Raw genomic sequence first — 4,203 nt, 5'->3', positions numbered from 1 at the left:
CCCTCCCTGCCACACCTGTCTCTGCCACACACGAGGTGGAATTTTTGCGCAGCCCCGACAAGGCCTGCACCGACTGTCACAAGGAGCAGACCGAGGGGATGCACGGCAAGCACGGCCAGGCGACCAACCCCAACAACCTGGCGCCGGTCACCTGCACCAATTGCCACGGTCAGCCCTCCTCCCAGCACCGGGAAGGGGTCAAGGACGTGATGCGCTTTAGCGACAGCTTCAATGACAAGCAAAGCGTCCTGGCAGACAAGCAAAGCGGCTTGGCAAAGAAGCAGAACACCGAGAGCTACCCCATCGCCGAACAGAACGGGGTCTGCATGAGCTGTCACGAGCCCAAACCGCTGCGCGAGGCGCTCTGGGCCCACGACGTGCACGCCACCAAGCTCACCTGCACCAGCTGCCACCAGCTGCACCCGGTCAAGGAGCCCATGGCGGAAATCCCGGAAAAGTCCCGCATCAAGCTCTGCGTCGACTGCCACAGCAAGCAGCATCAAGCCAAGGTGGCCGGCCTGCCGAACAATGCGGGCAAGGAGGCACCATGAGCTGTTCTCGTCGTGACTTCATGGCGGGGATGAGCGCGGGAGCCCTCATCATGATGACGGGCCCGGTGCGCGCCGGCACGGCCATCCTCGCCCACAGCCAGACCATCGACGGGGTTCGCTATGGCATGCTCCATGACGAGACGGCCTGCATCGGCTGCACCGCCTGCATGGATGCCTGCCGGGAGGTGAACAAGGTGCCGGAAGGAGTCTCGCGCCTCGAGATCATCCGCACGGGCCCCATCGGAGAATTTCCCGACGCCGACTATCACTTCTTTCGCAAGTCCTGCCAGCACTGCGACAACGCCCCCTGCGTGCACGTTTGCCCCACCGGTGCCTCCCATATCCGCAAGGAGGATGGCATCGTCGACGTGGACCCGGATCTCTGCGTCGGCTGCATGTACTGTCTCGCCGCCTGCCCCTATCAGGTGCGCTTTATCAACCCTGTGACCAAGGTGGCCGATAAGTGCGACTTTTGCCGCAAGACCAACCTGGCGGCGGGCAAGGAGCCGGCCTGCGTGGAATCCTGCCCCACCAAGGCGCTGGTGTTCGGCAATCTGGATGACCCGGACAGCCCCATCGCCAAACGGCTGGTGAAGGAGACCACCTATCGCTACAAGCAGGCACTCGGCACCTCGCCCAAGATGTACCGCGTGCCCAAAGGGGAGATAAAGTCATGACGATGCAAGAGGCATTTCACTTCCCCTCGCTGGTGTGGGACTGGCCGATCGCTATCTACCTCTTTCTGCTCGGCATCTCCGCCGGGGCCACCACCCTCTCGGTGCTGCTGCGCCGCAAGGGGGCCGGCAGTGAGAGCGGCATCATCAAGGCGACCGCCATTCTGGCGCCGGTGAGCGTGGTGCTGGGGTTACTGATCCTCATCTTCCATCTGGCCCGCCCCTGGACCTTCTGGAAGCTGATGTTCCACTACCAGTTCGACTCCGTGATGTCGATGGGGGTCATGCTGTTCCAGGTCTACATGGCGGTGCTGTTCGCCTGGCTGGCGGTGGTATTTCGCACCGAGATCGAGAGGCTGCGCGGGCACCTGCTGCAAGAGAAGTTCGCCTTTGTGGATGATCTCATCGCTTGGCTTGCCCGCATCGAGCGGCTGCTGGCGCCGCTCTTGCTGCTGCTCGCCGTGCTGCTGGGGGCCTACACCGGCTTTCTGCTGTCGGCGCTCAAGACCTATCCGCTCTTGAACAACCCGGTGCTGCCAGTGCTATTTCTGGTCTCCGGCATCAGCTCCGGCATCGCCTCCACCATCTTGCTGGCGGTGACCCTGTTCAAGGAGAACCATCACAGCCAGGGGGTGAGCTTTGTCCACCGCTTCGAGCGGCCGGTACTGGCGGTGGAGGTGTTGCTGCTGGTCTGCTTCTTTACCGGCCTCTACTTCGGCGGCGGCCAGAAGGAGGCAGCCATGTGGGCCGCCATCGGCAGCGGCTTCTGGGCTCAGGTGTTCTGGCTCGGGGTGGTGGGCATCGGCATGCTGCTGCCCCAGTTGCTGGCCCTGCTGGCTCCCGCGCCGCTGCGGGCCAAAAACGGCTATCTGGTGCTGGTCTGCAGCCTGACCCTGGTAGGGATCCTGCTGCTGCGCTACTTCGTGCTTTATGCCGGTCAAATGACAGTCGTATAACGGTATGATCACAAGCGCCAGCCACCCTCGGGTGACTGGCGCTTATTTGTTGCGATGAGTTGTTGCCAGGAATGTGGATGTTATCCCCCAGCGCCGGTACGGTGCAGACGCTGCGGCACAACATAGACAAATGATTGACTGGAGGTTGTGTGCTGGCGGAGCTCGGCTATCTCTCACTGTTGCTGGCGACCGGGCTCGCACTGCTGCAAGGCACTCTGCCCTGGCTGGGGCTACGGCTCGCCTCACGCCCGCTGCTCGGCTGCGCAACACCGCTGGCCCTCCTGGTTGCGCTCCTGCTCGGGGCCGCCCTGCTGCTGCTCGCCAGCTGTTTTGGCCAGGATGACTTCACCCTGGTCTATGTGGCCCAGCACGCCAACAGCGCCCTGCCCCTTGGCTTCAAAATGGCGGCCGTGTGGGGCGGCCACGAGGGCTCCATGCTGTTCTTCGTCTTTGCGCTGGGGCTGTGGGGCGCGCTGGTGGCCCTTTGCTCCAGGCGGGTCGATCCGCTGATCCGCACCCGGGTATTGGCCATCATGGGGCTGATCGTCGGGCTGTTCGGCCTCTATACCCTGATCTTCTCCAGCCCGTTTGACCGCCAGTTTCCGGGGCCGCTGGAGGGGCGTGATCTTAACCCTATGCTGCAGGATATCGGCCTTATCATCCATCCGCCCCTGCTCTATCTCGGTTACGTCGGCTTTGCGGTCAACTTCGCCTTCGCCATGGCGGCGCTGCACTCGGGTCGGCTCGATGGCGCCGTGGCCCACTGGAGCCGCCCCTGGGCGCTCGGCTCCTGGGTGTTTCTCACCGCCGGTATCGTGCTGGGCTCCTGGTGGGCCTACTACGAGCTCGGCTGGGGCGGCTGGTGGTTCTGGGATCCGGTGGAGAATGCCTCCCTCTTGCCCTGGCTGCTCGGCACCGCCCTGCTGCACGCCCTGGTGGTGTGCGAGAAGCGCGGCGCTTACGGCCACGCCGTGTTGCTGCTCTCCATCTTCACCTTTTCGCTGAGCCTGCTCGGCACCTTCGTGGTGCGCTCGGGGGTGCTCACCTCGGTGCACGCCTTTGCGGTCGACCCCAGCCGCGGCCTCACCCTCTTGTTGCTGCTCGGCTTGCTATTGACCTGCGCCCTCACCCTGTTTGCCCTGCGGGCGGACATTCGCGCCCCCTATGCCCGCTTTGGCTTGCTGTCAAAAGAGGGGCTGCTCGGCGCAGCCATACTGCTGCTCAGCGTGGCCTGCGCCAGCGTGCTGCTCGGCACCTTCTACCCCATGGTGTTCCAGTCGCTCCATCTGGGTTCACTCTCGGTGGGCGCCCCCTATTTCAATACCATCTTCGTGCCGCTGGCCCTCTGCCTGATGGCGCTGATGACCCAGCTGCCGCGCCTGCGCTGGCAGCATCTGGCAGCCCAGCGCCGCATCAAGGTGCTGCTCCCATGCCTGTTCGGCCTGCTGGGGGGCGCCTTGCTGAGCCTCGCCTATCCCGAGCCGCTGCGGGCAAGCTGGCTGGGGCTTGCGGCCAACGTGCTGAGCCTCTGGCTGATGGCCAGCCTGCTGCTCCCGCTCTTGCAACCGACGTTGCGGCGCGAGTTCACCCTCAATCGGTTCGGCAGCCTGCTGGCCCACCTCGGGGTGGCGGTGTGCGCCCTCGGCATTGCGCAGGTGAGTCACCACAGTCAGGAGGGGGGCGCCGTGCTCGCCGCAGGCCAGCCCTATCGGCTCGGTGCCTTCGAGTTTCGCTATGAGGGGAGCGAGCCGATCATCGGCCCCAACTACACCGCCGAGCGCATCACTCTCAGCGTGCATAAGGACGGTAAAGAGGTGGCCAGGCTCACCCCAGAGCGGCGTCACTACAGCGTGCGCACCATGAGCATGAACGAACCCGGCATCGCGTGGGGAATGCTCGGCGATCTCTATGTGGTGCTTGGCGATAAGATGGGGCCCAGCGCCTATGCCATGCGGTTGCACTACAAGCCGCTGGTGCGCTGGATCTGGCTCGGTGGCCTGTTGATGATGGCGGGCGGCGCCC

4 protein-coding genes are annotated in these 4,203 nt (G+C 64.3%); all 4 read left to right on the top strand.

All coding sequences use genetic code 11. The features are described from left to right. A partial coding sequence (gene nrfB, locus BN1127_RS13145) for a cytochrome c nitrite reductase pentaheme subunit (protein WP_042649772.1) occupies window positions 1-551 on the top strand: 551 nt, incomplete at its 5' end. Continuing rightward, window positions 548-1,228: a cytochrome c nitrite reductase Fe-S protein gene (gene nrfC, locus BN1127_RS13140; RefSeq protein WP_042649771.1), complete on the top strand. Its 681-nt coding sequence runs from the start codon at window positions 548-550 to the stop codon at window positions 1,226-1,228. The genes nrfB and nrfC, both read left to right, overlap by 4 nt. After that, window positions 1,225-2,181 carry a cytochrome c nitrite reductase subunit NrfD gene (gene nrfD, locus BN1127_RS13135; RefSeq protein ID WP_042649770.1) on the top strand — a complete coding sequence of 319 codons (957 nt, stop codon included), beginning with the start codon at window positions 1,225-1,227 and terminating at the stop codon, window positions 2,179-2,181. The genes nrfC and nrfD overlap by 4 nt, the downstream gene beginning before the upstream one ends. A 149-nt stretch (window positions 2,182-2,330) precedes the next feature. Then, the coding region (gene nrfE, locus BN1127_RS13130) for a heme lyase NrfEFG subunit NrfE (RefSeq protein ID WP_082030101.1) at window positions 2,331-4,203 on the top strand (1,873 nt) is incomplete at its 3' end.

This window comes from Aeromonas media (assembly GCF_000819985.1).
GTDB lineage: Bacteria > Pseudomonadota > Gammaproteobacteria > Enterobacterales > Aeromonadaceae > Aeromonas > Aeromonas media.
This window is presented reverse-complemented; position numbering and strand designations above follow the sequence as displayed.

Excerpts from the sequence above, each read along its gene's own strand:
- nrfC (WP_042649771.1), top strand. The coding sequence starts at position 548 with ATGAGCTGTTCTCGTCGTGACTTCATGGCGGGGATGAGCGCGGGAGCC.
- nrfD (WP_042649770.1), top strand. The coding sequence starts at position 1,225 with ATGACGATGCAAGAGGCATTTCACTTCCCCTCGCTGGTGTGGGACTGG.